The 26,915-nt window shown below is 59.5% G+C and carries 23 protein-coding genes; 14 read left to right on the forward strand and 9 right to left on the reverse strand.

Annotated features, from left to right (window positions below; all coding sequences use genetic code 11):
* Positions 1-41 precede the first annotated feature (41 nt).
* The 5 genes from PH558_RS32585 (at position 42) to PH558_RS32605 (ending at position 4,372) form a co-directional block, all read left to right on the forward strand.
* Positions 42-608, forward strand: a complete 567-nt coding sequence (locus tag PH558_RS32585; protein ID WP_095438606.1) for a chromate transporter — start codon at positions 42-44, stop codon at positions 606-608.
* Entirely contained in the window at positions 605-1,135 is a 531-nt protein-coding gene (locus PH558_RS32590; RefSeq protein ID WP_285208362.1) for a chromate transporter, read from the forward strand. Before PH558_RS32585 ends, PH558_RS32590 begins: the two co-directional genes overlap by 4 nt.
* A gap of 264 nt (positions 1,136-1,399) precedes the next feature.
* On the forward strand, positions 1,400-2,296 hold the full coding sequence (locus tag PH558_RS32595) for a sensor domain-containing diguanylate cyclase (RefSeq protein WP_285208378.1): 897 nt from the start codon (positions 1,400-1,402) through the stop codon (positions 2,294-2,296).
* A 165-nt stretch (positions 2,297-2,461) separates the two neighbouring features.
* Positions 2,462-3,880 carry an LLM class flavin-dependent oxidoreductase gene (locus tag PH558_RS32600; protein ID WP_095438608.1) on the forward strand — a complete coding sequence of 473 codons (1,419 nt, stop codon included), beginning with the start codon at positions 2,462-2,464 and terminating at the stop codon, positions 3,878-3,880.
* A gap of 189 nt (positions 3,881-4,069) precedes the next feature.
* Complete coding sequence (locus PH558_RS32605; protein ID WP_112303620.1) at positions 4,070-4,372, forward strand: hypothetical protein; 303 nt, start codon at positions 4,070-4,072, stop codon at positions 4,370-4,372.
* Positions 4,373-4,452: 80 nt separating this feature from the next.
* Here PH558_RS32605 and PH558_RS32610 read toward each other — a convergent pair whose 3' ends face one another.
* The 6 genes from PH558_RS32610 to PH558_RS32635 all read right to left on the reverse strand — a co-directional run bounded on the left by PH558_RS32610 (position 4,453) and on the right by PH558_RS32635 (position 10,610).
* On the reverse strand, positions 4,453-5,034 hold the full coding sequence (locus PH558_RS32610) for an NAD(P)H-dependent oxidoreductase (RefSeq protein ID WP_285208363.1): 582 nt from the start codon (positions 5,032-5,034) through the stop codon (positions 4,453-4,455).
* Entirely contained in the window at positions 5,031-6,440 is a 1,410-nt protein-coding gene (locus PH558_RS32615; protein WP_285208364.1) for an FAD-binding oxidoreductase, read from the reverse strand. Before PH558_RS32615 ends, PH558_RS32610 begins: the two co-directional genes overlap by 4 nt.
* Position 6,441: 1 nt before the next feature.
* Positions 6,442-7,755 (reverse strand): cytosine deaminase, encoded by a 1,314-nt coding sequence (locus PH558_RS32620; protein WP_285208365.1) that lies wholly within the window; start codon positions 7,753-7,755, stop codon positions 6,442-6,444.
* A complete protein-coding gene (locus PH558_RS32625) occupies positions 7,755-8,621 on the reverse strand; it encodes an ABC transporter permease (protein ID WP_285208366.1) in 867 nt (288 codons plus the stop codon). Before PH558_RS32625 ends, PH558_RS32620 begins: the two co-directional genes overlap by 1 nt.
* Positions 8,621-9,445: an ABC transporter ATP-binding protein gene (locus PH558_RS32630; RefSeq protein WP_285208367.1), complete on the reverse strand. Its 825-nt coding sequence runs from the start codon at positions 9,443-9,445 to the stop codon at positions 8,621-8,623. Before PH558_RS32630 ends, PH558_RS32625 begins: the two co-directional genes overlap by 1 nt.
* Positions 9,446-9,593: 148 nt before the next feature.
* Positions 9,594-10,610: an ABC transporter substrate-binding protein gene (locus PH558_RS32635; RefSeq protein WP_095438614.1), complete on the reverse strand. Its 1,017-nt coding sequence runs from the start codon at positions 10,608-10,610 to the stop codon at positions 9,594-9,596.
* 184 nt (positions 10,611-10,794) lie between these two features.
* Here PH558_RS32635 and PH558_RS32640 point away from each other — a divergent pair, with 184 nt between their 5' ends.
* Complete coding sequence (locus PH558_RS32640) at positions 10,795-11,763, forward strand: LysR family transcriptional regulator (RefSeq protein WP_285208368.1); 969 nt, start codon at positions 10,795-10,797, stop codon at positions 11,761-11,763.
* On the opposite strand, the gene PH558_RS32645 is transcribed toward PH558_RS32640, so the two are convergent.
* From PH558_RS32645 to PH558_RS32655, 3 genes are all read right to left on the reverse strand, one after another.
* Positions 11,751-12,548: a creatininase family protein gene (locus PH558_RS32645; protein ID WP_285208369.1), complete on the reverse strand. Its 798-nt coding sequence runs from the start codon at positions 12,546-12,548 to the stop codon at positions 11,751-11,753. The genes PH558_RS32640 and PH558_RS32645 overlap by 13 nt on opposite strands.
* A gap of 223 nt (positions 12,549-12,771) precedes the next feature.
* A complete protein-coding gene (locus tag PH558_RS32650) occupies positions 12,772-13,695 on the reverse strand; it encodes a response regulator transcription factor (RefSeq protein WP_113407040.1) in 924 nt (307 codons plus the stop codon).
* On the reverse strand, positions 13,688-17,077 hold the full coding sequence (locus PH558_RS32655) for a hybrid sensor histidine kinase/response regulator (RefSeq protein WP_285208370.1): 3,390 nt from the start codon (positions 17,075-17,077) through the stop codon (positions 13,688-13,690). The genes PH558_RS32650 and PH558_RS32655 overlap by 8 nt, the downstream gene beginning before the upstream one ends.
* Positions 17,078-17,306: 229 nt before the next feature.
* On the opposite strand from PH558_RS32655, the gene urtA reads away from it, so the two are divergent.
* The 8 genes from urtA to PH558_RS32695 form a co-directional block, all read left to right on the forward strand.
* Entirely contained in the window at positions 17,307-18,596 is a 1,290-nt protein-coding gene (gene urtA / locus PH558_RS32660) for an urea ABC transporter substrate-binding protein (protein WP_069613978.1), read from the forward strand.
* A gap of 67 nt (positions 18,597-18,663) precedes the next feature.
* A complete protein-coding gene (urtB, locus tag PH558_RS32665) occupies positions 18,664-20,289 on the forward strand; it encodes an urea ABC transporter permease subunit UrtB (RefSeq protein WP_285208371.1) in 1,626 nt (541 codons plus the stop codon).
* Complete coding sequence (gene urtC / locus PH558_RS32670; protein WP_285208372.1) at positions 20,286-21,446, forward strand: urea ABC transporter permease subunit UrtC; 1,161 nt, start codon at positions 20,286-20,288, stop codon at positions 21,444-21,446. The genes urtB and urtC overlap by 4 nt, the downstream gene beginning before the upstream one ends.
* A gap of 4 nt (positions 21,447-21,450) precedes the next feature.
* Complete coding sequence (gene urtD / locus PH558_RS32675; protein WP_285208373.1) at positions 21,451-22,206, forward strand: urea ABC transporter ATP-binding protein UrtD; 756 nt, start codon at positions 21,451-21,453, stop codon at positions 22,204-22,206.
* Positions 22,207-22,397: 191 nt separating this feature from the next.
* Positions 22,398-23,093: an urea ABC transporter ATP-binding subunit UrtE gene (urtE, locus tag PH558_RS32680; protein ID WP_112340441.1), complete on the forward strand. Its 696-nt coding sequence runs from the start codon at positions 22,398-22,400 to the stop codon at positions 23,091-23,093.
* A 272-nt stretch (positions 23,094-23,365) separates the two neighbouring features.
* Entirely contained in the window at positions 23,366-23,566 is a 201-nt protein-coding gene (locus PH558_RS32685) for an RNA-binding protein (protein ID WP_285208374.1), read from the forward strand.
* Between the two features lie 865 nt (positions 23,567-24,431).
* On the forward strand, positions 24,432-25,679 hold the full coding sequence (locus PH558_RS32690; RefSeq protein WP_285208375.1) for an efflux RND transporter periplasmic adaptor subunit: 1,248 nt from the start codon (positions 24,432-24,434) through the stop codon (positions 25,677-25,679).
* 9 nt (positions 25,680-25,688) lie between these two features.
* Positions 25,689-26,915, forward strand: a 1,227-nt coding sequence (locus PH558_RS32695) for an efflux RND transporter permease subunit (protein WP_285208376.1), incomplete at its 3' end; no start/stop codon positions are given.

Consider the following 26,915-nt stretch of genomic DNA (forward strand, 5'->3'; position numbering starts at 1 on the left):
CTATTTTGACGGTCTATTCGACATAAGACACAGGCCACGATATGGACGCTATTTCTCATTCCAATGCTGCTCAACGCGAAGGACCAGCGGTCGCGGAGCTCTTTTTCGGCTTTTTCAAACTCGGCCTCATTGGTTTTGGCGGGGTTCTGCCGCTCGCACGCCGCATGGTGGTCGAGGATCGCAAGTGGTTGACTGGGGAGGAGTTCACCGAACTGCTCGGGCTCTGCCAGTTCCTGCCGGGCGGCAATATCATCAATATGGCGGTTGCGATCGGCTCCAAGTTTCAAGGCGTGGCGGGGGCTTTCTCGGCTCTTCTCGGCCTCATTGTCGCGCCGACGGCGATCGTGATCGGCCTTGGCGTCGTGTACGATCAGTTCAACAGCGATCCACGCATCCAGCACATGTTTGCAGGCCTTGCGGCGGCCGCGGCCGGTCTGCTGATCTCAATGGCCGTCAAGATCGTCCTGCCATTGCGCCGCAGGCCTGTCGCCCTGGTCATCGCGGCCATTTGCTTTGCCGCCATCGCCATCATCGGGCTGCCTTTGCTGCCGACCATGCTGGTTCTTGCGCCCCTCAGCATTATCGCCACCTGGAAGCTTGAAGCATGACCACGACCCTGCTTTCTCTCGCAATCATTTTCACCCAGCTTTCGCTGCTGGCTTTCGGTGGCGGCAATTCCATTCTCCCCGAAATGCATCGGCAGGTCGTCGATGTGCAGCATTGGATGACGGCGCAGGAATTCGGTGCGCTGTTCGCCTTGGCCCAGGCGGCTCCCGGTCCTAATCTGATGGTCGTGCCGCTGGTCGGCTGGCACGTTGCCGGATGGGCTGGAATGCTGGTGACTTCGGTGGCAAAGTTCGGTCCTTCTTCGGTCCTGACTTATCTGGTGCTCCATCTGTGGAACCGCTTCAAGGACAGGCCGTGGCGAAGGATCGTCCAGGCGGGATTGGTGCCGATGACCGCCGGGCTCGTCACCGCCAGCGCGGCCGTCATCACCGAAGCATCAACCCAGGGCTGGATTCTGGCGGTCATAGCGGCAGTCGGCGCACTTGTCCTTTCGACGACGCGCGTCCATCCGCTCATCGTTCTGGGCATCGGCGCGTTGATCGGGTTAAGCGGTATTGGCCAGGTGTGAGCCGGAGTCGTCGAGTATCTGGTTTGAGGCGGAACACCCTTCTTGCCCTTGAAGCCGGTCTCCAAATCGGGCCGCTGACATCAATGATAATCGCAGCGCTCTTGCATTTGGAAACCAATATGCAAACAATCCATGTCATCATTCAACTGGGAAAGATCACCGGCGATAAAGCTGGTGAGGTCCTTTTGATCAGCTGGTGAGGCCCCGGTGTCCTGCGATGGAAATGGAATACTTGATCCCCAGGCAATCGCCTCCCGCCAGTTCATGCATTTGCGTGAATTGTTTGATCGATCGTTCAAGGCAGCTCGCATCGGTGTATGGGAATGCAGCCTGCCCGACCAGACGCTCAGCTGGACGGATATGGTCTATGAGCTCTTCGATCTCGCGCCGCAAACGCCGTTGACGAGGGAAGAGATCCTTAAACTTTATACCCCGGAGACCAGAAAACGTCTCACTGAGGTGCGCGAGAAAGCAATTCGCACCGGCGAGGGCTTCAGCCTGGATGCACAGATCATTACCGCAAGGGGCAATCACCGGTGGATCAGAATAACCGCCTGTGTCGAGTTTGCGAACGGAGCCGCCACCAGAATTTTCGGGATGAAACAGGATGTCACCGCCGAAAAGACGATGGTCGAGCAGCTTCGTCAACTGGCCGAATATGACATGCTCACAGGGCTGACGTCTCGCACCAGATTTGAAACATTCTTCAACGAAATATGTGCAGCCGAGGGGCGAACCGGCAGAGCGCTCCTGCTGGTGGATCTTGATGGCTTCAAGTCCGTGAACGATACTCTCGGGCATCAGGCGGGGGATGATTGCCTCAAAGCGGCAGGGCGCAGGCTTTCGCGTGCGGTCCCAAAGGCCAACATGGTGGCGCGAATTGGCGGGGACGAGTTTGCCGTCATCCACGAATGTCTCTCGATCGAGCATCTTGCAAAAATTGCTGACCGCGTTGTCAGGGGATTGAACTGGACCGTCTCCACGCCGGCAAAGACCATCCGTATTGCGACCTCCGTTGGCGCGGCGATAATCGTGCCCGGCCATTCTTCCAAGGACATATTTGCGAAAGCGGATCGTGGCTTGTACGAAGCGAAGTCGTCAGGCAAGAATGGCTTCCGGATCGCGCCACCGACATGGTCTGCATACAACGCTGCTCTTTAGATCACGCCTGCCAATCGCTCACCAATCCAAGCATCGAATGGCGAATTGCTGGCGAGCGACGAGGAAAAATATTTCTCCATAGAGTACATAGACATTATGTAATTACTTTTCGAACAGCATTGCCGCCCCTAGCTTGATCGCCGGTCTAATTCGTCCGGAGCTGACATGACAAGGCATATTCGATTCAATGCGTTCGACATGAATTGCGTCGCGCATCAGTCCCCCGGACTATGGAGGCATCCGCACGATAAGTCGTGGAAATACAAGGATTTGGACTACTGGCAGGATCTAGCGCGGACACTGGAACGCGGCATTTTCGACGGCATATTCATCGCCGACGTCATCGGCTATTACGATGTCTACAAGGGCTCGAACTACCATGCGATCGAGCAGGCCGCGCAGATACCGGTCAATGATCCGATCCAGCTCGCCGCGCCGATCGCGCTCGCGACCGAACATCTCGGCATAGGAATAACCGCCTCCACCTCTTTCGAACATCCCTATACTTTTGCCCGCCGGCTCGCCACCGCCGATCATCACACCAAGGGCCGTGTCGGCTGGAATATCGTGACCTCCTATCTGGAGAGCGGCGCGAAGAATATCGGTCAGGGCGGCCTGAAGACCCATGACAATCGTTATGAGGTCGCCGCCGAATATGTGGAGGTCCTCTACAAGCTTTTCGAAGGAAGCTGGGAGGAGGGCGCCGTGCTGCGCGATGCCAAGCGCGGCATTTTCACCGACCCTACCAAGGTCCACGAGATCGGTCACAAGGGCAAGTATTTCGACGTTCCCGGCTACCATCTCTGCGAGCCATCGCCGCAGCGGACGCCCGTGCTTTATCAGGCAGGCGCATCAGGGCCTGGCAAGGCCTTCGCAGCCAGCCATGCCGAATGCGTCTTCGTCGCGGCTCCGACCAAGAGTCTGCTGCGCGCCTATGTCGCCGATATCAGGCAGAGGGCTGCAGCTGCCGGCCGCGATCCACGGAAGGTGCTGATCTATAATCTCACGACGCTGATCATCGCGGAGACCGACGCGAAGGCCCAGCAGCTGTTCGAAGAGTACCAGAGCTACGCGTCCTATGACGGCTCGCTTGTCTTCATGTCCGGCTGGAGTGGCATCGACTTCGGCCAATATGCGCCGACCGACGAGTTGAAGAAGGTCGAGACCAATGCCATCGTCTCGATGATCGAGCATTTCGGCGGTAAAGACCGGGTGTGGACTGTCGAGGAACTCGCCAAATGGGGCGGAATCGGCGGGACCGGGCCGGTATTCGTCGGATCGCCCTCGACTATCGCCGACATCCTGCAGGAATGGGTCGAAGAGACGGATATCGATGGCTTCAACCTGGCCTATGCGGTGACACCCGACAGCTTCGAGGCGGCGGTCGATCTGCTCGTTCCGGAACTACAGAAGCGCGGAGTGTATCCCACCGCCTATCGTCCGGGCACCCTGCGCGAAAAGCTCTTCGGTGAGGGACCTTATCTGCCGGCGACCCATCCAGCCAATGCCTATCGCGATATCGAGGCAGTTAAGCGTCGGGATGCGGAAGTGGCCACACCGTTGCGCCAGTCGGCCGGCGTCTAGGTTTTGCCATATCACCGATTCGGTTGAAGCATGCGCATATTCGGCCCACTTTGACGATGCTCTCAGGGCCGACGAGCCGGATGGATTTCAGAAATATTCCGTGCAATCAGCTATTTAAGGTAGCAATGTGTTAACGTTCTGTTCACCTTAAGATTACTAAGGTTTCCCGATTAAAAGGAAGGAAGCCCAATGAAAAAGATCTTTGTTCTCGCCATGGTTGCTGCAACGCTGGCAGCGCCCTTTGCCAATGCGCAGGAATGGCCCCGTCATCATCGCGATCGTCCCGACGAAGTTCATCGCAAGATGCCGCCGCGGGGACCGGGACGCCCTGGATGGGGGCCATATCGGGGCAAGGACCGTTCGGGTTACTATCACGGCTACAGAGGTTACCACGATCGCCGCCCGGGCTATCGCCGTCACAGCGATGGTCTTTGGTATCCTGCCGCAGCCTTCGCACTTGGCGCCATTATCGGCGGCGCTTTGAACAATTAAAGCGCGTCGCGATCGCTCCGAAATGGTGGGGTCGTCCGTTGGACAGTCGTAGTCATTCCGACCGCTAGAAAAAGCCGCTTTTAAAATCGCTCCATCTCGCGGCCGACCTTCGTCAGAAATTGGCTGCGGGAACCTTCCGTCGAGCGGTTCATGTCGTAATGGGCGAGGAAGACCACCGGGGCGAAAGGCTTGATTTGCGCGCGCAGCACGCGCTTGACGATCTTCTTCGGCGGATTGCCGGCGACGAAGGCGCGGAATGGGTCCGCACCGTAGGTCAAGACCGCTCCGAGCTTGCGGATATGCTGCAGCTTTGAGCGCACCTTGCCGTTGACGAGTTCGAAGGAAACGCCCGGAAGCCAGACCCGATCGAAATAGCCCTTGAGAATGGCCGGAAAGCCGAAGTTCCAGACCGGAGTGACGATCACAAGAGCCTCGGTGCGTTCCAGCCGTTCGACATAGGGCTTCAGCGCCTCGGTATTTTCGGGATAGTCGTGATATATCAGCCGGTCGCGGCGCGAGAGCACGGGATCGAAGCCCTCGGCATAGAGATTGCAGTCGTCGACCTCATGCCCCGCACGTTTCAGGCTCTCGATGGTCTGGCGATGCAGCGCGCCGCCAAAACTTTCCTCGACCGGATGGGAATGAAGGACGAGAACCTTCATGAGGCCTCCATCAGGGCCGCAAGGCCGGGGAAGAGATAGTTCTTGCCGGATTTGAAATCGAAATTCGGGTCGTCCCAGGCGATCATCTTGCCGGGATTGAGCAGACCCTTTGGATCGGTTTCCTTCTTGAAGGCAAGCTGAACCGCATCCGTCTGCTTCATGCCGCCTTCCTCCAGCGTATAGCGGTGCGGATTGAAGATCGGGCAGCCATGATCCTGGTGAATCCTAATGATCTCTTCAAGCCTTGCTTCGGTCGTATAGCGCACCAGCGGCAGGCCCGAGCATTGGATCTGCCCGTCGAATTTGATGAATTCGAGGTGGCCGGGCACCTCGTCGCCGAAGATTTCCACCATCTTCTGAACCTTGGCGACATGATCCGGCCCCGGATACTGCACCTGCAGATAGGTGATGGATGGATCGACCTTCAGGGCGCGCAATGTGGTGTGGTTCCAGGCGAGCTCATAGGCATGCGGTATGCCCTTCATGCTCTCGACCTTGTCGGAGCGGAAGGTGATTTCGCCCCTCTGCTGCATGGTGAAGGCGACGAAAGGGTCCATCGAATGCGGCGCGATCATCAGCGCCACGATCGATTGCCCTTGACGGATATAGGGCTTGTGGCGGGTAAAATAGTCTTGCGGAATGGGGGCTGCGATCGGGGCGATTTCCTTGACCAGAATGCCGTTGCACTTGGCAAGCGCGTCCGAAAAGCGCACGGCATCCATGAAGTCGTCATAGCCGACCAGCACGTCTACCCAATCATAAGCCGGCGCCAAAGGCATTTCGATCTCGGTGATGATGCCGTTGGTGCCATAGGCATGGCTGACCTTGGTCAGGTCCCAGCCGGTGAGATCGAGCGCGCGGGGTTCTGCTTCCATCGTCACGACGCGGAGCCGCAGGATATTTCCGAGATCGCGCAGGCCGCCCCAAGTGATCGATCCGACACCGCCCGAGCCGCCGGCGATGAAGCCGCCGATCGTCGCCGTCTGCGCGGTCGAGGGATGGAAGCGCAGTTCCTGGCCCGAATGGGCCTTGGTCTGACGGTCGAGTTCGGCAATAACGATGCCGGGCTCGCAGACGACGCGGCCGGGATGGATCTCCTTGATTCTGTTCATGGCGGCGAGATTGAGCACGATGCCGCCGGAAAGCGGCATGGCCTGGCCGTAATTGCCGGTGCCGGCGCCGCGCGGCGTGACGGGAACGTCGTGCGCATAGGCGACCTTCAACGTGCGGATCACCTCTTCCTCGGTTTTCGGGGTGACGACGAGATCGGCCGTGACATTGTCGAGCTGGGCCTTGAGGATCGGCGAATACCAGTAGAAGTCACGGCTTTTCTGGCGCACCAGCGCCGGATTGTCTTCGACGGCGATGCCTTCGAGTTCTTTCTTGATGCGCTGGTAATCCGGCATGTCAGGCTCCAATAACGCTGTCGAGTTCACGATAATCCGGCAGGCTGCGATCGATCACCTTGCCCTTGCGAAGGACGACGCGATCGGACTGCGGACGGGAAAGGAATTCGCTCCAGCGCCTGGCGCTGAAAAGCACGAGATCGGCGGGGCTGCCGACGGTGATCCGCCCGATATCCGGGCGGCCAAGTATCTCTGCGGGCGAGGTGGTGATGACCCTGGCGGCCGTATCCAGCGGATGGTCGAGATGCAGGATGCGCACGGCCTCGCGGAACACCTCGACCGGATCGAGATCGCCATAGGCGTAGAAGGGGTCGCGGGTATTGTCGGAGGCGACGGCGGTTGGAACACCGGCTGCGGCAAGCTCGTGCAAAAGGGTGACGCCGCGCCAGCGCGGTGTGCGCCCGGCATGGCGGTCCTGAAGATACATGTTGCACATTGGTAGCGAGACGACGGAGATCCCGGCCTTGGCGACGAGATCGATGGTGGCGCGGGCAATATTCTCGTCCTGCCGGGCAAGCGAGCAGCAGTGGCCGGCGGTCACCTTTCCGGTGAAGCCGTTGCGAAGCACGGCTTCAGCGATCGCCTTCAGCGTCAGCACTTCCCTGTCCTCGGTCTCGTCGACATGCAGATCGATGTCGAGGTCATTGTCGGCAGCAGCGCGGATCAGTTTGTCCAGTTGCGCGTCGATGTGCGGGTTCATTTGTGTGACGCCGCCCATCAAGCCGCCGGCGTCGCGAACGACGCGGAGCAGATCGGCAAAGAAGGCATCGTCCACCATGCTGTCGAGCGGGAAGAGGGCGACGGCCTGCAGCGCGATCTTGTCCTTCCAGGCCTCGCGGACCGAGGCGAAGACCTCGAAAGAGATGCGATGCTGCGGCGCCAAGGAATCGAGGTGGGTGCGGATCAGGCCTGTGCCGTGGGCATAAGCCGAACGTAGCGAGAATTCCATGCGTCTGCGCACGTCGTCGGCCGACCAGTTAGCTTCGCGGTCAGTGCGTACAGCATCGAGCGCACCCATGAAACTGCCGTCCGGGTTCGGCCGTCGTTCCCAGATGTGCCCCTTGTCGAGATGGGTGTGCATGTCGACGAATGTCGGCCAGACCATGCCGTCGCGCATATCCACCCGGGGATATTCGGCTGGCGCGGTTCCAGGCGCGACGATGTCGCTGACAAGGCCATCGGCGACGACGATATCGGCCTTGACCAGGCCCTCGTTCGAGGGCGCCTTAAGGCCGGAGAGCGTCACGGCTGGAACGGTGGCATTGCTCAGCACGAAGCGGGCGGCATTCGGCGGCGACATGAAAGCGTGGGACATCAGTTCTCCCGCTTGAGGCTGCTCTCATGCCAGCGATGCAGGCTCAGCCATGAGATGAAGGAGGTAAAGGCGAAGATGGCGACGCCGAGCGCCGACAGGAGAAGCAAAGCTGCGAAGAGCCGCGGCATGTTCTGGCGGTATTGCGCTTCCAGCAGGCGGAATGCCAGGCCGGAGTTCGGACCGCCCGAGCCGGCGGCGAATTCCGCGACCACCGATGCGATCAGCGACAGGCCGCCGCCGATCCTCAAGCCTGTCATGAAATAAGGCTGGGCGGCGGGCAGCTTCAGATTCAGCAAGGCCTGCCAGCGCGAGGCGCCATAGAGATCGAAGAGGTTGAGCAGGTTATGGTCGACGCTCTTCAATCCCTGCACCATGTTGGAGAGGATCGGAAAGAAGGCGACGAGGAAGCCGCAGATCAGAAGTGCGGCCTCGCGCGTCGGTGCATAGATCAGGATCAGCGGCGCGATCGCGACGATCGGCGTCACCTGCAGGATGACGGCCAGCGGATAGAAGGCGAGTTCGATCCAGCGGGACTGCACGAGGAAGATCGCAAAGCCGACGCCGCCGATCAGCGCCAGGATCAGCGATATGAAGGTGATCTCGGTGGTCACCCACAGAGCCGGCCACAAGATGCCCCAGTCGGAAACGAGCGCCTTGGCGACGGCGATCGGGCTTGGCAGAATATATTGCGGAATGCCGGTGCCGACGACCAGAAGCTGCCAGAGGACAAGAAGGACAAGGACGGTCAGGATCGGCACGAAGATGCCGAACGCGCGTTCTAGATTGCGCTGTCTGACGGCGGCGGTAGCCGGCGCATCGACTGTTTCACCGGAAAGAGTGGCGGGCAGGCTGGTGCTGTCGCTCATCAATGCGCCTCCGGCCAGCCGATGGCCTCGATCAGGGAACGGGACACTTTTTCGCACACCTGCCGATATTCTTCCGACGAACGATAAAGCGGATCGCGCTCGCCGCTGGTTTTCAGCGGAAAATCGCTATGAACGCGGCCCGGCCGTGCCTTCATGACGACGATGCGGTTGGAGAGATAGGCGGATTCGTAGACGGAATGCGTGACGAAGATTACGGTGATGCCGGTCGTCTGCCAGAGGCGCAAAACGTCATCGTTCAGCTTCTGGCGGGTGATTTCATCGAGGGCCGCAAAGGGCTCGTCCATCAAAAGCAGCTTCGGTTTGGTTACCAGAGCGCGAGCGATCGAAACCCGCATCTTCATGCCGCCGGACAATTCGCGCGGATAGGCTTGCGCAAAATCCTGAAGGCCGACGGTTGCCAGCGTCTCCATGATCTGATCGTACGCCGCCGCTTTCGACACACCCCGCAGCTTCAGCGGCAGATGGACATTGCCAAACACAGTCTTCCAGGGAAGCAGCGTCGGCTCCTGGAAGACGAAGCTGATATCGCCCTCCGGCAGACCCTTGGCGTTGATGCGCGAACTGGGCCAATCGATCCTGCCGCTGGAAGCACCGCCAAGGCCTGCGATGATGCGCAAGGCCGTCGACTTACCGCAACCGGACGGGCCGAGCAGGCTGATGAACTCGCCGCTTTCCACATGGAGCGACATGCCCGATAGCGCCAGCGTGCCGTTGGAGAAGACCTTGGAGACCTGTTCCATGACGACGAGCGGCCGCTTGCGTGTCTCGGTTTGAGTGGATTTGGTAGCTTCGGACACTGGCATGGTTTAGCTCTTTGTTGATCCACCCTCCCCTTGAGGGGGAGAGTCGGAGCGAAGCTCCGGGGCGGGGTGATTTGTTGCTATCTCAGGCTATCACCCCCACCCGCCGCTTTGCGGCGACCTCCCCCCCTCAAGGGGGAGGTGCCTAGGCTTACTTCTTCAGCGACATGCCGATGCCCTTGCAGACGAACTGCGTGTCGAAGGCCTTCTTGTAATCGATGTCGGCATCGAAAAGCTTGATCTGCACCATCTCGTCGAAGAACTTCTTGTAGTGGGCTTCGGTGATGCAGCCGATGCCTTTGTCGAGTGCATCGCCGGATTCCACGATGCCATATTCCTTCATCTTGGCGATAGAATAAGCGATCTGGCCATCCGTCATATCGGGATTGTCCTTCTTGATCAGCTCGTTGGCCGCCTTATTGTCGCCGTAGAGGTAGTTGTACCAGCCCTCGATCGAGGCATTGACGAAGCGTTGCACGAGATCGGGGTTCTTGTCGACCAATGCCTTCTGCGCGGTGATCATCGTCGAATAAGGCGAATAGCCAGCGTCGGCGATCAGGAAGACTTTCGGCTTCCAGCCGGCCTGCTTTTCGATCTCATAGGGTTCCGAGGTCACGTAGCCCTGCTGTGCGGACTGTTTGTCTGCCAGGAATGGCGCCGGGCTGAAATTATAGGGCTTGAACTGTTCGTCCTTGAAGCCCGGGAAGTTGGCCTTCATCCACTCGAAATAGGTGATGTAGCCGTCCTTGCTCAGGAAAAGCGTCGGCAGCTTGGCAAGATCCTCGAATTTTTCCACGCCGGCATCCGGATGGGCGATCAGCACCTGCGGGTCCTTCTGAAAGATGGCCGCGACATCCACGATCGGAATGCCCTGCTTGACCGCATCGATCTCCTGCTGCGGGCCGCCCATATAGAAATCCAGCTTGCCGGAGATCAGCAATGCCGAATTGGCCGCATTGGGGCCGCCCTGGACGATCGTGACATCAAGACCGTATTTCTTGTAGGTGCCGTCGGCGACCGCCTGGTAGAAGCCGCCGTGCTCGGCCTGTGCAAGCCAGTTCGTGCCATAGCTGACTTTGTCGAGCGCATTTGCAGGTTCGGCGGCCATGATCGCGGCGGCAAGCCCCATGGCGGCAAAGAATGTTTTTGTCTTCAAGGCTTTATACATGGCTGACTGTTCCCCTTATCTGCCATGGGACGTCGTGGTTGGCGCCCATTTCCTGCATTTGAGCGGTTGCTTTGCTCTTTGAAAAGCATCAAAATTCGTGCGCATTGATGCCTTTTCGGCATCTGTTCCCGGGTCTGTGCCTAAATTGTGCGGTCTGGGCAAAAATTAAGCAATGGGGACACGCATGCTGCACTCGCGCCGGCTTCTCTATATCAATGAAATCGCCCGCTGCGGCTCGATCCGCAAGGCTGCCGCGCGCCTCAACGTGGCCTCATCGGCGATCAATCGTCAGATTCTGGCGCTGGAGGAGGAAATGGGAGCGCCGCTCTTCGAGCGCCTGCCGCGTGGCCTGCGGCTGACGGCGGCCGGCGAGCTCTGTATCGAGCACATTCGCGAGGTATTGAAAAATTACGAGCGGCTGGAGGGGCGCATTCGCAGCCTCAAGATGCAGCAGGCGGGTAAGGTTCGTATCGTCGCCACCGTGGGTCTGGCGTCAGGTCCGCTGCCCGAGATCATCGCGCGCTTTCTTTCCGAGCATCCCAGGGTCTTCGTCCAGCTGCGCAACGATGCCGGATCGACGACGATGGCGCCGGTCGTCTCGGGGGAAGTTGATCTCGGACTTGGCTTCAACATTCCGGCCATGCCGGGCATTCGCTCCCTTGCCAATTTCGACATACCGATCGGCGTCGTCCTGCCGCCCGGCCATCCGCTGATCGGGCCCGGGCCTATCAATCTCGCCGATGTCGTAGAGGAGCGGCTATTGCTTGCGCAGCCCGGGACGAGCCTGCGCGAGGTCATCAATCTGATGCTGGCGCGCCTTTCCGTGCAGGTCGAACCGGTGCTGGAGAGCAATGCGTCGGAAATGTTGAAGCAGCTGGTAAAATGCGGAGCAGGGCTGACATTGCTCAATCCGCTCGATGTGCTGACGGAGTGTCGCCGGGGAGAGCTGGTCTTCCGGCCGATCGCCGAGCCGCATTCGCGGCCTCAACCGATGAAACTCATCGCCCGCGCGCGAGCACCGCTCGATGCCGCCACCAGCCTTTTCGTCGAATATCTGCTTGCTGAATTGGCGGGGATCGTCGAGGAGCTGCAGGCGAAGGGACATATCATCCCGCCCTCTGAGCGACGCCGCGCGGACGCCTATTTCGAATAGAGGTTGGCAAGCGGGTAGTCGCGCAGATCCCGCAGCATCTCGATGAAGCCTGCGATCTCATGGCTGCAGATGAGTGCGCCCTTGTCCGCCGTGCCATTGGCCGCATTACCGACCACACCGTTCGGATTGAGATCATGCGCGATCCAGGCGAGCGAATGCGGCGGCAAGGGCTGCAGATATTTCGAATGCTCCGTCATCCATTCCGCCTTGGAGGCGAAATTCTCAGCCTTTTCCATCCGGACCAGATCAGGCCGGAAATGCAGCATGAGCGAGGTCTCGACGTCGCCGCCATGGATGCCAAAGCGCTGCTCGTGCTCGTCGATCATACCATCAGGCGTACCGAAGCGCGTCCATTGCGTGGCGACCACGGCCATCTGGTAACGCACGCGCAGTTCGCGCGCGACGATGCTCATGATATCCACATTTCCGCCGTGGGAATTGACGATCACCATTTTGCGGATGCCTGCTTCAGCGACCTTCGCGCCGATCGCGGTCCAGACCGGGATCAGCAACTCTGCGCTCAGCGACAGCGTGCCGGGGCCGTAGACGTGTTCGTTGGCCTTGCCGATCTCCTGCAGCGGGAGGACCAGGAAATCGAGATCGTCCGGACGCCGGACCTTCAACTCGGCCAGCATGCCCTCGGCGATCGCGACATCCGTGGCAATCGGCAGATGTGGACCGTGTTGCTCCGTTGAGGCGATCGGCAGGATCGCGATGGTGGTATCGGGCGAGAGACCGGCGAAATCATAGGTGTTGAGTTCATTCCAATAGAAGGGCTTCGTCATTGCCATGTCCTCTCGTCAGCGCCTGGTCACTCAACGGATACGGCAAGGATGGTAACGGTGGAAAGCATCAATTTGCGCCCGTGCCGCTGCCTTTTTGCGTACGCCTGGAACGACAGCGGCATTTGCCAATCGAGGACCGATCAGGCCCGAAACTCGGATGGCCTCTTGATTGCTCCATCATTACGAAATTCCTCCACCTGTGCGTTGCAGATGAGGATTGACCTCACGGCCGATGCAGGACATGCGCGGCCTTCACTGCCGCAGATGCGCGGTTCTCGACACCGAGCTTCACATAGATTTGTTCCAGATGCTTGTTCACCGTGCGGGCCGAAAGGCCGAGGATCTCGCCGATGTCGCGGTTCGACTTGCCCTTGGCAAGCCATAGCAGCACCTCGGATTCGCGCTGCGTCAACGCAAAGCTCTGACGCAAGGTCTCGTCATCGGCGCTCTGATTGCTCGCCGTCAGGCGAAAGAGATATTCCTCGGCGCCGATGGCGCCGAGGAAGGTGAATTGCAACGCGGCCTGACGGCCATTGCTGATGGAAAGAAGATTGTCGCGTGCCGGGCCGAGCCGTTCGCGCTCGAGCATGAAGGCGGCGATGTGTTTGGATGCCAGTTCGAGGCCGTCGTCACTACCGGTGGCGGCGTTGATCAGGCGGGTTGCCTGCGGGGTAGACCAATGGATGGCGCCGTTGCCCTTCACGGCGAGGAGATGGCGTCCCGCAGCGTCGAGCGCCACCCTGGCGCTCTGGGCGGAGCGGGCATTGCGCAGGTGAACGCGGATGCGGGCACGCAGCTCGTCGACATTGATCGGCTTGGTCAGATAATCCACGCCGCCCGATTCGAGCGCATGCACCACATGTTCGGTTTCGGTGAGCCCGGTCATGAAGACGACAGGAATCTGGGCAACGCCTGCATTGGCTTTCAGCCGGCGGCAGGTCTCGAAACCATCCATTGCCGGCATGACGGCATCGAGCAGGATGAGATCGGGCGTGATGCGCTCGACGATGTTGAGCGCCGCCGAGCCCGAGGTGGCAATCAGCACGGAGAAGCCGGACTGCTCGAGCGCATCTGTCAGGAAGCCGAGCGCCTCCGGTGAATCATCCACCAGCAAGACTATGTCGCGGGGAAGGGCGGGCTCAGCCAATCTGTTCTACCTTTTCGATGTCGAAGCTGCGCAACACGTTTAGAAAACCATCGAGATCGAAAGCCTGGACATGCGCACGTAAGGTGTCGGCGAAGGGTTTGTTTTCCTCCAGCTTGGCGAGATCCGCAAGCTTTGCCTCTATGCCTCTGATATAGCCGATCTCGCCGAGTCGTTTGAGCTCGCGGACATGCTCAATGCCAGGGCTCTTCAACGGCGGTGGCGGCTTTGATGCAACCGGCGCCGATGCATCGGCATAAATCCATTGCAGCCCGAGATGCAGCGCGAGTTTGTCGCGAAGCTGGCGGATGTCGACCGGTTTGGAGATGGCGTCATTATGGCTGTCGTCGCTGTCGGTCGCCGCGGCGGCATCGCCGATATTGGCCGACAGCATCAGGATCGGCGCGGTCTGGCCGTTCTCTCTAAGCCGGGAGACAAGCTGCCAGCCATTCATGCCCGGCATGGAGATATCGACCAGGAACAGATCCGGCTTGATGCCCTCGATCAGCGTCAGGCAGTCCGGCCCGCCGGCGGCGGTGAGCACGATGAAATCGAGTGGCGACAGGATCTCGCGCATCAGCTCGCGGTGATCTTCATTGTCGTCGACGACAACGATGGTGCGACGCGGCCCTTCGTAACCCGTAATACGCTGCTCCTGAGCCGGCGGTTTCATCGGCCGGATCACGGCCGATAGCATCAGGCGCACCCGAAAGGTCGAGCCGACGTCTTTTTCGCTTGTGACAGAAATCTCGCCGCCGAGCGTATTCGTCAGCAGCTGGGTGATTGTGAGACCAAGGCCAAGCCCCGGCATGGGTCTGACGCTGTCGGCCTCGCCGCGCTGGAAGGGCTCGTAGATACGCGTGATATCTTTCGCCGCAATGCCGCGGCCGGTGTCCGAAACCGTGAAGGTCGCGACCTGGTTTCTGTAGCCCACCTCGAAGCGGACGGTGCCTGCATCGGTGAACTTGATGGCGTTGGAGAGCAGGTTGACGAGGATCTGCCGCAGCCGTTTCTCGTCGGTGCGGACATAGTCGGGCAGTGCGGCGGAACGTTCATGGATGAAGCTTAACCCTTTGGCCTGCGCCTGAGGCTGGAACATGTCGACGATCTGGTCGAGGAAGTCGTGAATATTAATCTCGTTGGAATAGACCTGCAGACGGCCGGCCTCGATCTTGGAAATATCCAGCAGCCCGTCGATCAGACCCGACAGATGCTCGGCGCTGCGCCGGATGACCTTCAGCGAGGATTGCCGGGGTGCCGGAATGGTCTCGTCGCGCTCCAGAATTTGCGCATAGCCGAGCACGGCATTGAGCGGCGTGCGCAATTCGTGGCTTAAGCCGACCACGTAGCGGCTCTTGGCGCGGTTTGCCGCCTCTGCTGCCTCCTTGGCGCCCTGCAGAGCGGCATCCGTCTTCTTGTGGGCGGCAATTTCCTTCAAGAGCAGCGTGTTCTGACGCGAGGATTCCTCTTCGGCGACAACGCGGCTGTCATGGGCAAGCACATAGAACCAGCACGCGACGCCGGCGATGACGGCAAAGACGAAGAAGACGATGAGGATCGTGCGGTCGACCACGGCGGCGGTCTCGGGAGAGGCTGCGCCCACCTGATGCGCGATCATTGCTAGAATAGCGCCCATGGCGGTCAGCGCCACGGCGACGGCAATGCCGTAGCGGCCGAGGCGCGTAGCGAGCTTGGCGACGATACTTTCCGGCAGCAAGGTCTTTGCGACCGTGCCAACCTGCGTATTGAGCCGAGCCTTCGGCTTGCACATGTCATGGCAGCGGCTGTCGAGTGAACAGCAGAGCGAGCAGATCGGCGCGGCATAGGCCGGACACCATGCCATGTCCTCCGGCTCGAAGGGGTGTTCGCAGACCGAACAGGTGATGGTGCTTAGATTCTTCCAGCTCTGGCGCGGCTTGCGGGCGAGATAGTATTTGCCCTTGGTGATCCAGGCGATGGCAGGCGAAGCGATGAGCGCGACGATCAGGGTGATATAGGGCGCAAGCGATGCGGCAATCGAACCGAAAGCGCCGAAATGCGTGATGAGAGCGATGGTTGCCGAAAGCGCCATGGCGCCGAGGCCGACCGGATTGATGTCGTAGAGATGCGCGCGTTTGAACTCAATGCCAGGAGGAGCCAGCCCGAGCGGCTTGTTGATGAAAAGATCGGCGGAGACGGTGCAGAGCCAGGCCATGGCGATGATCGAGAAGATGCCAAGCGTCTCCTCCAGCAGCCGGTAGATGCCAAGCTCCATCAACAAGAGCGCGATGGCGACGTTAAAGACCAGCCAGATAACGCGGCCTGGATGGCTGTGCGTCAGCCGCGAAAAGAAGTTCGACCAGGCGAGCGAGCCGGCATAGGCGTTCATGACGTTGATCTTCAGCTGCGAGACCATCACGAAGGCGGCCATCAACAGCAATGCTGCGTTGTGCCATGGGATCATGTAGCCAAAGGCGGTCAGATACATCTGCGCGGGATCGGCGGCGCGGTCGGCCGGCACGCCTGACGTCAGCGTCAGGACGACGAGGAAAGAGCCGGCCAGCAGCTTCGGCGCCCCGATGATGACCCATCCGGGTCCGGCGAGGAAGATGGCCAGGCGATGGCGCCATTTGCGGTGACCTTCCGGCGGCAGGAAGCGCAGGAAATCGGCCTGTTCGCCGATCTGCGACATCAGCGCCAGGATGACGGCGGAAGCCGCGCCGAACTCCACCAGATCGAAAGGAGCGGCGTTACCCGGCGCGCTTGCGGGATGGTGAATGCCGGCAAAGGCCCGCCAGAGGTCGAATTTTTCCCAATCGGCAAAGGCGATGAAAACGAAGGGCAGGATGTTGAGAACGATCCAGAAGGGCTGCGTCAGCAGCTGAAACCGGCTGATGAGACGCACGCCGTGGGTGACGAGCGGGATCACCATGAGGGCGCTGATGATGTAACCGATCCACACGGGTATGCCGAGCGTCAACTCCAGTGCCCCGGACATGATCGAGGCTTCGATCGCAAACAGCATGAAGGTGAAGCTGGCATAGATCAGCGAGGTGATGGTCGAGCCGATATAGCCGAAGCTTGCGCCGCGCGTCAGAAGATCGATGTCGACGCCATGACGGATCGCATATCGGCTGATAGGCAGGCCGACGGCGAGCATGGCGAGGCTTGCGACGATGATGGCGTAGAAGGCGTTGGTGGTGCCGTAGGAGAGCGTGATCGTGCCGCCGATCGCCTCCAACGCCAGAAAGGAAATGGCACCGATCGCGGTTTGCGAGATGCGTTGCGAGGAAAACTGGCGAGCGCTCTTGGCGGTGAAACGCAAGGCATAGTCTTCCAGCGTCTGGTTTGCGACCCAGCGATTATATTCGCGTCTTACCGGAATGATGCGTTGCCGCGCAGCCATGCTTACCCTTCAGCAGTCCCGCCATCGTCATCTTGGCAGCCGGAAGACGTCGTAACATGGATCGATATCGCGCTTAAGGGCATCGGAGTGCCTAAAGCTGCACATTTCGCCCCGGCGCCTACGTCATTTTACGTATGTGGTTTCCCGAAGGAGCGCCGGATAGTCGCGGAAGGCAGCGGCTAATCCTTGTTTACCGGCCGTTGCGGCAGACAAAAGAGGGGAACCACGGATGAAATTCAAGACTCTCGTCTCCGGCGCGCTGCTCGGCGCCATCATGTCCACCACAGCATTCCACGGCGCTTTCGCAGCCGACGACACCATCAAGGTCGGCGTCCTGCATTCGCTGTCCGGCACCATGGCGATCTCGGAAACGACGCTCAAAGATGCCATGCTGATGCTCATCGATGAGCAGAACAAGAAGGGCGGTGTTCTCGGCAAGAAGCTCGAGCCCGTCGTCGTCGACCCGGCCTCCGACTGGCCGCTCTTTGCCGAAAAGGCCCGCGAACTCATTCAGAAGGACAAGGTCTCCGCCGTGTTCGGCTGCTGGACCTCCGTGTCGCGCAAGTCGGTGCTGCCGGTCTTCAAGGAACTGAATTCGATCCTGTTCTATCCGGTGCAGTTCGAAGGCGAAGAGTCCGAGCGTAACGTCTTCTACACCGGCGCCGCCCCGAACCAGCAGGCAATTCCTGCCGTCGACTACCTGATGAAGAACGAAGGCGTGCAGCGCTGGGTGCTTGAAGGCACCGACTATGTCTATCCGCGCACGACCAACAAGATCCTCGAAGCCTATCTGAAGTCCAAGGGCGTCAAGGACGAAGACATCATCATCAATTACACGCCGTTCGGCTTCTCCGACTGGCAGACGGAAGTCTCCAAGATCAAGGCTTTCGGCGCGGCCGGCAAGAAGACCGCCGTCGTTTCCACCATCAACGGCGATGCCAATGTTCCCTTCTACAAGGAACTCGGCAACCAGGGCGTCAAAGCCGAAGATATTCCGGTCGTCGCCTTCTCGGTCGGCGAAGAAGAGCTTGCCGGCGTCGATACCAAGCCGCTTGTCGGCCATCTCGCCGCCTGGAACTACTTCCAGTCTGTCGACACGCCCGCCAACGCCGCTTTCATCAAGGAGTGGCATGCCTACACCAAGAACGACAAGCGTGTGACCAACGACCCGATGGAAGCTGCCTATATCGGCTTCAACATGTGGGTGAAGGCTGTCGAGAAGGCCGGCACGACCGATCCGGACAAGGTGATCGACGCGCTCGTCGGCGTGTCCGTTCCGAACCTGACGGGCGGCTATGCCACCATGATGCCAAACCATTACATCACCAAGCCGGTCCTGATCGGCGAAGTGCAGGAAAACGGTCAGTTCGACGTCGTTTCGCAGACCCCGGCCGTGGTCGGCAAGGAATGGTCCGACTATCTGCCTGACAGCAAGGACTTGATCTCGGATTGGCGCATGCCGCTGAACTGCGGCAACTTCAACGTCACCACCGGCAAGTGCGGCGGCAAGGGCTCCTGATACCAGCCGACGCAAGATCGCCGCGGGCAGGATTTTCTGGCCGCGGCAGCTTGAGGGGACTAGCGCAATGTTCGACAAATTCGTTTACCGCATCGCCCTGGCGCTGGTCGCCGGCTTCTGCCTGGTGTTGGCGCTGACAGCCACAGGTCTGCGCGCCCAGGAAGATGCCTACGGCCTCATCAATTCGCTCGGTCAGGCCAATTTCCAGAAAGCCGGGGATATCGTCCAGAGCTTGGCGAAGTCAGGTGATCCCAAGGTCGTGCCGGCGTTGCAGGCCTTTTCCGACGGTGATCTCTATATCAGAAAATCTGACAATCAGGTTTTTATCGCCAAATCCTCCGGCGACATGATGGATCTGGTGGATCCTTTGACCGGGCAGATGGTCGGCCAGGAAGTCAAGGACAATCTCGGAAAGATCAAGATCAACAACAATCTGCGCCGTGCGGTTCGCGCGGCTCTCGGCGGTCTGACGCTGATGAGCCCGGATCGTGCGACACGGCTCGAGGCGGCGCAATCCATTCTGAAGGCGCCGAGTGCGGATTCGCTTGATGCCGTGGAGACCGCACTGCAGAGCGAAAAGGACGCCGACATTCGCGGTGTGCTTGAACGTGCAAGGGCGGTTGCCGTGCTTGGCTCGGATCGTCCGATTGCAGAGAAAAAGGCGGCAATCGAAACGATCAAGAACGAAGGCGGCCGCGATGCCATCGGTATTCTCTCGTCGGTTTCCGTCGATGACAGCCTGAAGCCCGACGTCGCTGCCGCCATTGCCGGCATCCAGGATCAATTGAAGTTCTGGGATGCGGTGCAGAATGTCTGGTACGGCCTGTCGCTCGGCTCGGTGCTGCTGCTGGCCGCCATTGGCCTTGCGATTACCTTCGGGGTCATGGGCATCATCAACATGGCGCATGGTGAGATGGTGATGCTTGGCGCCTATTCGACCTTCGTCGTTCAGAGTATCATCCGCACCTCCTATCCCGAACTCTTCGACTGGTCGCTGGCGATCGCCCTGCCGGTCGCCTTCATCGTGACAGGCGCTGTCGGCCTCGTCATCGAACGCGGCGTCATCCGCTTCCTTTACGGCCGACCGCTGGAAACGCTGCTCGCCACCTGGGGCATTTCGCTGATCCTGCAGCAGGCGGTGCGCTCGATCTTCGGGCCGACCAATCAGGAAGTCGGCAACCCCTCCTGGATGTCGGGTTCCTTCGACCTCGGCTATCTCTCGATCACCTGGAACCGGCTCTGGATCATCGTCTTCTCACTTGGCGTCTTCATGGCGCTCCTGCTTCTCCTCAAGCGCTCGGCCTTCGGGCTGCAGATGCGGGCGGTGACGCAGAACCGGCGCATGGCGTCCTCCATGGGCATCCGCACATCATGGGTCGACGCCTTCACCTTCGCGCTGGGGTCTGGCATCGCCGGCATGGCGGGTGTCGCGCTCTCGCAGATCGACAATGTCTCGCCGAACCTCGGCCAGAGCTACATCATCGACAGTTTCATGGTCGTGGTGTTCGGCGGTGTTGGCAATCTCTGGGGGACGCTCGTCGGCGCCTTCTCGCTCGGCATTCTCAACAAATTCCTTGAGCCCTATGCGGGAGCGGTGCTCGGCAAGATCCTCGTCCTCGTCCTCATCATCCTCTTTATCCAGAAACGTCCGCGCGGGCTCTTCGCCCTCAAGGGAAGGGCGGTGGAAGCATGATCACGGCCTTCATCCTTCGCTCGCTCGACCGCCGTATCAGCATCGCCATCGCGATCCTGCTTGCCGTGGCGGTGCTCGTGCCGCTGTCGAACCTGGTTCTGCCGGAAACGAGTGCGTTGCATGTGCCGACCTATCTGATGTCGTTGTTCGGCAAATATCTGACCTATGCACTGCTCGCCTTGGCGCTCGATCTGGTCTGGGGTTATTGCGGCATTCTCTCGCTCGGCCATGGCGCCTTCTTCGCGCTTGGCGGCTATGCGATGGGCATGTATCTGATGCGGCAGATCGGCTCGCGCGGCACATACGGCAATCCGATCCTGCCCGACTTCATGGTCTTTCTGAACTGGAAGGAGCTGCCTTGGTTCTGGTACGGCTTCGACCAGTTCTGGTTCGCCATGCTGATGGTGCTCGCAGCACCCGGCCTGCTCGCCTTCGTTTTCGGTTGGTTTGCCTTTCGCTCGCGCGTCAACGGCGTCTATCTGTCGATCATCACGCAGGCGATGACCTATGCGCTGCTGCTTGCATTCTTCCGCAACGACATGGGTTTCGGCGGCAATAACGGCCTGACCGATTTCAAGGATATTCTCGGCTTCAATATCCAGGCCGATGGGACGCGCGCGGTGCTTTTTGCCGTGACGGCGGTGTTCCTGGCGCTGGCATTGATGCTGTCTTCGGCCATCGTCCGCTCGAAGTTCGGCAAGGTGCTTGTGGGCGTGCGCGATGCGGAAAGCCGCACGCGTTTCCTCGGCTATCGTGTCGAGCATATGAAGCTCTTCGTCTTCGTCGTATCGGCCATGATGGCGGGCATTGCCGGCGCGCTCTACGTGCTGCAGATCGGCATCATCAATCCCGGCGAGTTTGCGCCGGCCAATTCGATCGAAGTGGTCATCTGGACGGCCGTCGGCGGGAGAGCGACTCTGATCGGACCGATCATTGGTGCCATCCTCGTCAATGGCGGCAAGACCATCTTCACCGGTCTGTTCCCCGATTTCTGGCTGTTTGCGCTTGGCGGCCTCTTCGTGGCCGTGACGCTATTCCTGCCAAGGGGCATCGTTGGCACCATTGCGTACTATTTCGGCAAGACACGCCGGCCGGCAAGCCCGCCGCCCAAGGCCGCGAAGGATGAAGCCGACAAGTCCGTACAGGCGGCGGAGTAGGACCATGATCCCGGATATCAAACCCAACAGCATGCTCTATCTCAACAACGTTTCCGTCTCCTTCGATGGCTTCAAGGCTTTGAATTCGCTGTCGATCGTCATCGAGCCCGGCGAGCTTCGCGCCATCATCGGCCCGAACGGCGCCGGCAAGACCACGATGATGGATATCATCACCGGCAAGACTCGGCCCGACGACGGCGAGGTGTTCTTCAACGGCCAGATCGACCTGACGAAGAAGGATGAAGCCGATATCGCCCAGCTCGGCATCGGCCGGAAATTCCAGAAGCCGACCGTCTTCGAAAGCCACACCGTCTGGGATAATCTCGAACTGGCGCTCAACCGCAATCGCGGTGTCTTCGCGACGTTGTTCTACCGGCTGACGCCCGCCGATCGCGATCGCATCGAGGAAATCCTGGAGACGGTGCGGCTGTCGCATCGGCGCGACGAGCTGGCGGCCAACCTTTCGCATGGCCAGAAGCAGTGGCTGGAGATCGGCATGCTGCTGGCGCAGGAGCCGAAGCTCCTGCTGGTCGACGAACCGGTGGCGGGCATGACGGATGCCGAGACGGCGGAAACCGCTGTGCTTTTGAAGGAAATCGCAAAGACGCGCTCTGTCGTCGTGGTTGAACACGACATGGGCTTTATCAGGGATCTTGGTGTCAAGGTCACGTGCCTGGCGGAAGGATCGGTTCTGGCGGAAGGCTCGATCGATTTCGTCAGCAGCGATCCGAAGGTGATCGAGAATTATCTGGGGCGCTAGTGGGCTTTTTGTGGGTGGGGAGAGTCCCCCCTCTTCCTGCCTGTCGGCCCCCTTCTCCCCGAGGGGAGAAGGGGAGGATACACCTCCGATTACCCAATGACTGATACTGGCGAGGATACAGAGGTCATCCCCTCTCCCCTCGGGGAGAGGGTTAGGGTGAGGGGGCTCGAGGGAAAAGAAAGAAGATAGCCATGCTGACAGTTGAAAACGCAAATCTACATTATGGCGCCGCTCAGGCGCTGCGCGGCATCTCCATCAAGGCAGAGATGGGCAAGATCACCTGCGTCCTCGGGCGCAATGGCGTCGGCAAAAGCTCGCTCCTGCGTGCGGTCACCGGGCAACATGCCTTGTCGGCCGGGACGGTTGCCTTTAACGGCGTCACGCTGAACGGCATGGCGCCGTTCGCGCGCGCCAAGCAGGGGATCGGTTATGTGCCGCAAGGCCGCGAGATCTTTCCGCTGCTGACGGTGAAGGAAAATCTCGAGACCGGCTATGCGCCGCTCTCCCGCCGCGATCGCAGCATTCCGGATGACATCTACAGCCTGTTCCCCGTTTTGAAATCGATGCTGTCGCGGCGTGGTGGCGACCTCTCGGGCGGACAGCAGCAGCAACTGGCGATCGGCCGGGCGATGGTGACGCGGCCGAAGATCCTGGTGCTGGATGAGCCGACTGAGGGCATCCAGCCGTCGATCATCAAGGATATTGGCCGCGCGATCCGCTATCTCAGGGATTCCACCGGCATGGCGATCCTGCTCGTCGAGCAATATCTCGATTTCTGCCGCGAGCTCGCCGATTACGTCTACATCATGGATCGCGGCGAGATCGTGCATGAGGGGCTGGCGGAGACGCTGGATACACCGGAGGCCCGCCGCCATCTGACTGTCTGAGCACGGGACATTGCTCATAGCCAGGTCCGGCTTGCCGACGCTTTCTCCGCGTTTCAGCCGTGCGAGCGGCTCCCCACCCTTTCGTCTTTCAGACCATCTTACTGAGAACAATACGGGTTATTCGTACGATGATATCTGCTCTCGTTGAAGCAGCCCTCACGCATTTGTGACAGTTTCCCGAATTCCTGGGATATCTTTGCGACAAATCGCGGCTAAAGTGCTGGCAATTATTCTATCTCTTAAAGGCGCCCCGACTTTTGAAAGAGAATCCCATGCAGCAACGTAAAAGCGTATCGGTCGAAGAGCTTCCGGAAAATACAGCACTTGCGATATATGAGCTAATCGGCGGTACGTTCCGCAACTATTCCGAGATCCTTTACATACGTATACCGGATGTGACTGATGATGGCAGGTCCATGGGTGGCATCGAAATCACCATTCGCAAGACGGCTTCCGCCGCATCACTGCAATGAACGCAGTTGAACGCTGTAACAAGCCTTTCTTCTAAGATGAGATCTAGGCATGTGTCAGCGGCAATCCAGCGGTCATGCACAGCTGATATCCGATCTCATTGCAATATGGTGACCGATAAATAGCGGTCAACAACCGGTGATCGTGCATGAATGTCGATACCCATTGTCATAATGCGCATAGATAACATCAAGTAGAGGCTTATATCCGAGCCACATATCGCGACATGTTTGGCCACGTCGACACCAATTGACACACTTTAACCATTCTCCGGCAAAGCTATGTGACAAATCGAGAGTAATCCTCCTGCAAGAGCATGTTAGATAAGGCTTAGAGCGGTGATCATCAGCTTCATATCGAGCAAATGGATGGACAAAAACTCCGACTCAATCAAGGAATATGATGGCTCCGTGCCAGCGGTTTATCCATCCACTCCATGCAATGCCTATACAAGCATAACGGCAGAGAATGTCGATATCGACCCTGATATGCTTATCCATCTATTTGATCTAGGTACGGATTCCTGCGCAGATCGATCGTATCTTCATGAGAATATGTTCATTCAGCGAGAGCGATGAATAACATGAATCACGGTCGATCCGATGCCTGCACCATCATCAACGGATTGAGAACGTGCGGTACCGTGGCGGCGGTTGCGGATGCAAGTCGCAACTCAAGCAGAGCACGGGCAGCAAGCTACCTGATCGCGCAATACAAGCTGCCTTATGCCCTCTGCGGGCAGACTTGACGATGATTTCCAGAGGCGACGGGATGGTTGCAAGTTTGCGCGGAGCCGTGCAGCCGGAAAGCAGCCCTTCCGCTCCCTTCCTTCCCTTCAGATTTTGATCCGCACGCAACGAGGAATATATGAAACGACATCTAACGCGGGCCGTGGCTTCGGGAATCGTGGTCATATTGTTGGCTGGCTGCAACCAACAGCCGGCGGCACAGAATGGCGGCAGAACGGTGAAATCCGAGGTCAGTGCGGTGACATTGCATCCGCAATCGGTCGCGATCACCGCCGATCTACCCGGCCGTATCAGCGCCAATCTCGTCGCCGAGGTTCGGCCGCAGGTCGGCGGCATCATCCGCAGCCGCAATTTCAAGGAAGGCAGCGAGGTCAAGGAAGGCGATGTGCTCTACGAGATCGATCCGTCGTCTTACCAGGCATCCTATGACAGTGCAGTTGCCGCTTTGCAGAAGGCGGAAGGTGCCGTGCCGAATGCCCAGGCCAAACTGGACCGCTATGCGGGTCTGAGTGCGCAAAGCGCCGTCAGCCAGCAGAATTTCGACGATGCGAAGTCCGCCCTGGTACAGGCACAGGCCGATGTTGCCTCCGCCAAGGCGGCGCTCGAGACGGCACGGATCAACCTTAATTATACAAAGATCCGGGCGCCGATTTCCGGCCGTGTCGATGCGTCCACCGTCACGGTCGGCGCGCTTGTTACGGCTGAACAAACGACGGCGCTGACCACCATTCGCCAGCTCGATCCGATCAATGTCGACGTCACGCAGTCGAGTACGAATCTCCTGAGATTCCGACGTGCGGTGGAGGAGGGGCGCCTGAAGACAAGTGGCGACAATGTTTCGGTCCATCTGACCTTGGAGGATGGGACCCAGTATAAGGAAAGCGGCACCCTGGAATTTGCCGAGGCGGCCGTAGCCGAGACGGTCGGAACACTCAATGTCCGCGCCAGCTTCCCCAATCCGGAGCGGATTCTGCTGCCAGGCATGTATGTTCGTGCCACCATTCAGGAAGGCATTGCCGAAAACAGTTTCCTCGTGCCGCAGCGTGCCGTGACCCGCAACACGAAGGGCGAACCGATCGCTTTCTTCGTCAGCGCGGACGGCAAAATCCAGCAGCGTGTGCTGACCGTTCAGCGCAGCATCGGCAACAGCTGGCTCGTCGGCAAAGGAGTAGAGGAGGGAGATCGAGTCGTTGTCGAAGGCATACAGCGCGTGCGTGACGGCCAGGAGGTGAACGTCGCGCTGGTGACAATCGATGATGCCAGCGGAAATCTCGAGCAGGCATCGGCGGCCGGCACACCCCAACCCGGTCAGCAGGCCAAGGCCGACGGCGCGGACAAGAGCACCGTCACCGGTTCGACGAATTGAGGGTAAAACATGTCTCGCTTCTTCATTGACCGGCCCGTCTTTGCCTGGGTGATCGCCATTGTCATTATGCTGGCGGGCGCACTTTCGATTCTCACGCTGTCGGTTGCGCAATATCCGCAGATCGCCCCGACGACGGTGCGCATCACCGCCACCTATTCCGGCGCCGACGCCGCAACCGTCGAAAACTCGGTGACAAAGGTCATCGAGCAGGGCATGACCGGTATCGACAATCTCGACTATATGGCGTCGACCTCGACGGCGACGGGGCAAGCCTCGATCTCATTGACTTTCACCAACAAAGCCAACCCCGACGTCGCGCAGATGCAGGTGCAGAACAAGCTGCAGCTCGTCACCGCGCAACTGCCGCAAGTCGTCCAGAATACCGGCATCACCGTTTCGAAATCGACCAGCAGCTTCTTCCTCGTTGCGGCGTTTGTGTCGACGGATCGCAAACTTATGCCGACCGACCTAGCCGATTATGTCGACAGTACCCTCAACGATACTTTAAAGCGCGTTCCAGGCGTCGGCGACACCACGCTCTTCGGTGCGCGCTATGCCATGCGCATCTGGGTGGATCCGGACAAGCTCGTCAAATACCAGCTGATGACTTCGGACGTCGTCTCCGCCATCCAGGCGCAAAACGTGCAGGTCTCGTCCGGTCAATTGGGTGCCCTGCCGCAGCTTGGCGGCCAGCAGCTCAATGCGACGGTCACCGCCGGCAGCCGCTTCCAGACGCCGGAGGAATTCGAGAACATCATCCTCAAGAGCCTGCCTGACGGTTCCATGGTTCGTGTCAACGATGTCGCCACCGTGCAGCTGGGCGCCGATAGCTACGTCACGTCGGGTGTCTATAACGGCATGCCTGCCGCAGGCCTTGGCATCAGTCTGGCGACCGATGCAAATGCGATCGATACGGCGGCGAGGGTCCAGTCGACGATCGATAGCTTGCGCAGCACGCTGCCGCCGAACGTTGAGATCGTCTATCCCTACGATACGACGCCCTTTGTGAAGCTGTCGATCGAAGATGTGGTCAAGACGCTGTTCGAAGCCATCGTGCTCGTCTTCATCGTCATGTTCGTCTTTCTGCAGAATCTGCGCGCCACGCTGATCCCGACGCTCGCCGTCCCCGTCGTGCTCCTCGGCACCTTCGGCGTGCTGGCGATGTTCGGCTATTCCATCAACACATTGACAATGTTCGGCATGGTGCTGGCGATCGGCCTTCTGGTCGACGACGCC

Source organism: Rhizobium pantanalense (assembly GCF_030182525.1).
GTDB lineage: Bacteria > Pseudomonadota > Alphaproteobacteria > Rhizobiales > Rhizobiaceae > Rhizobium.